Source organism: Streptomyces sp. NPDC001508 (genome assembly GCF_040298665.1).
Taxonomy (GTDB): domain Bacteria; phylum Actinomycetota; class Actinomycetes; order Streptomycetales; family Streptomycetaceae; genus Streptomyces.
The window spans coordinates 1-2,126 of sequence record NZ_JBEPAP010000147.1 but is presented as its reverse complement, the minus strand read 5'-3'; the positions used below and the strand labels follow the sequence as shown (position 1 = coordinate 2,126).

General features: G+C 67.6%; 2 protein-coding genes. Both read left to right on the top strand.

Translation table 11 applies throughout. The features are described from left to right. A partial coding sequence (locus ABT245_RS45740; RefSeq protein WP_351747055.1) for a beta-ketoacyl reductase occupies positions 1 to 942 on the top strand: 942 nt, incomplete at its 5' end. Positions 943 to 954: 12 nt separating this feature from the next. Further along, on the top strand, positions 955 to 2,126 hold a 1,172-nt coding region (locus tag ABT245_RS45735), incomplete at its 3' end, for a beta-ketoacyl synthase N-terminal-like domain-containing protein (protein ID WP_351747057.1).

Below are 2,126 nucleotides of genomic sequence, written 5' to 3'. Positions count from 1 at the left end.
GCCGCCAACGCCTACCTCGACGCCCTCGCCCACCACCATCCCCACACCACCACCATCGCCTGGGGCCTCTGGAACACCCCCCACGGCATGGCAGGGACGCTCGGTGACACGGACCTGCGGCGCCTGTCGCGGACTGGTCTCGTCTCGATCGAGGTGGAGGAAGGACTCGCGCTGTTCGACGCGGCTCTGAAGGCAGCCCGGCCCACCGTCGTACCCCTGCCGCTGAACAAGGCCGTACTGCGCCGCCGTGCCGCAGCGGAAGGCGATCATGTACCCTCCGTGCTGCTCGAACTCGCGGGCGTGACTTCGGGCCGAGCGACCGCCGGCGTTCTGCAGGACGTGGCTGACGGACGGACGGACGGCGCCGGGACGGCGCGAAACGTTCTGGCGGAGGCCCTGCGCTCTCTGCCACCGCATAAGGTCCGTGAGCGGCTGGAAACCCTAGTGCGTACCCATGCCGCTGCGGTGCTGGGACACGGCTCGGGTGACACCATCGGCATGGACCGCCAGTTCACGGACCTGGGGTTCGACTCCCTCACGGCCGTCCAACTCCGGGGCGCGTTGGACACTGCGACGGGGCTGCGGCTGCCAGCCACGCTGATCTTCGACCATCCGACGCCCGGCGCGCTCTGCGCGCACCTGGCCGAGCAGCTGATTCCCTCCGACGAAGTGCTGTCACACGAAGCCGTCCTGCGAGAGATCGACCGTCTGGAATCCGCGCTGGCACGGATCCACGACGGCACCGCGCACAACGGACAAGTACGCAACCGCCTTCGCTCGCTCCTGAAGTCCTGGGAGATCAGGGACGCGTCCAGGGCCGGGAACGAGAATTCGCCATCCGGAAGGGACGAACAGAGCAACGGGAAACCGCATGACGACCTCGAAGAGGCGGGTCTGGAAGAAATGCTCGGCATCATCGACGAGGAACTCGGCCTTTCCTGAGATTCCTGGCAAATACCGAAGGGCCCGACTGGAACCGGACGAGAGCGGTGTGAAGTGAGCGAGGAAAAGACCCTTCAGTACCTGAAGCGGCTGACCACGGAACTGCGGGACACTCGGCAGCAGTTGAAGTCCCTAGAGGAACGGGACCGGGAGCCTATCGCCATCATCGGTATGGCGTGCCGGTATCCGGGTGGTGCGACGTCACCGGAAGAACTGTGGGACCTGGTGAGTTCGTCGGGCGACGCCATCGACGGGTTCCCGCAGAACCGCGGATGGGACCTCGAAGGACTGCGTGCCGCACGCCCGGGCGAGGTCGGCAGCAGCGACACGCAGCGCGGGGGGTTCCTGTACGACGCGGCCGATTTCGACGCGGAGTTCTTCGGGATCTCGCCGCGTGAGGCGCTGGCGATGGACCCGCAGCAGCGCCTGTTGCTGGAGACCTCCTGGGAAGCCGTGGAACGCGCCGGAATCTCCCCTGCTTCGCTGACCGGCAGTCGTACCGGCGTCTTCGTTGGAATCATGTACCACGATTACGCGTCTCGGCTGCCGAGGATCCCGGACGAGGTGGAGGGATATCTCGGGACGGGGAATTCCGGGAGCATCGCCTCGGGGCGGCTGGCATACACGTTGGGACTGCAGGGTCCCGCGGTCACCATCGACACGGCGTGCTCGTCGTCGCTGGTCGCGCTGCACCTGGCGGCACAGTCGCTGCGGCGCTCCGAATGCTCGTTGGCGCTGGTGGGCGGTGCGACGGTCATGTCGAGCCCGGCTCCCTTCATCGACTTCAGCCGTCAGCAGGGGCTGTCCTCGGACGGGCGCTGCAAGGCGTTCGCCTCGGCGGCCGACGGCACGGGCTGGGCCGAGGGCGCTGGTGTCCTCGTCGTGGAACGGCTGTCGGACGCGCGGCGCAACGGGCATCCCGTGCTAGCCGTGGTGCGTGGGTCTGCCGTCAACCAGGACGGCGCCAGCAACGGACTCACCGCACCCAACGGCCCCTCCCAACAACGAGTCATCCGCGAGGCGCTGGTCGACGCGGGACTGCGGGCAAACCAGGTGGATGTGGTGGAGGCGCACGGCACCGGGACGCGACTGGGCGACCCCATCGAAGCCCAAGCCCTCATCGCCACCTACGGCCAGGACCGCAACCCCCAACACCCCCTGTGGCTCGGCTCCGTGAAATCCAA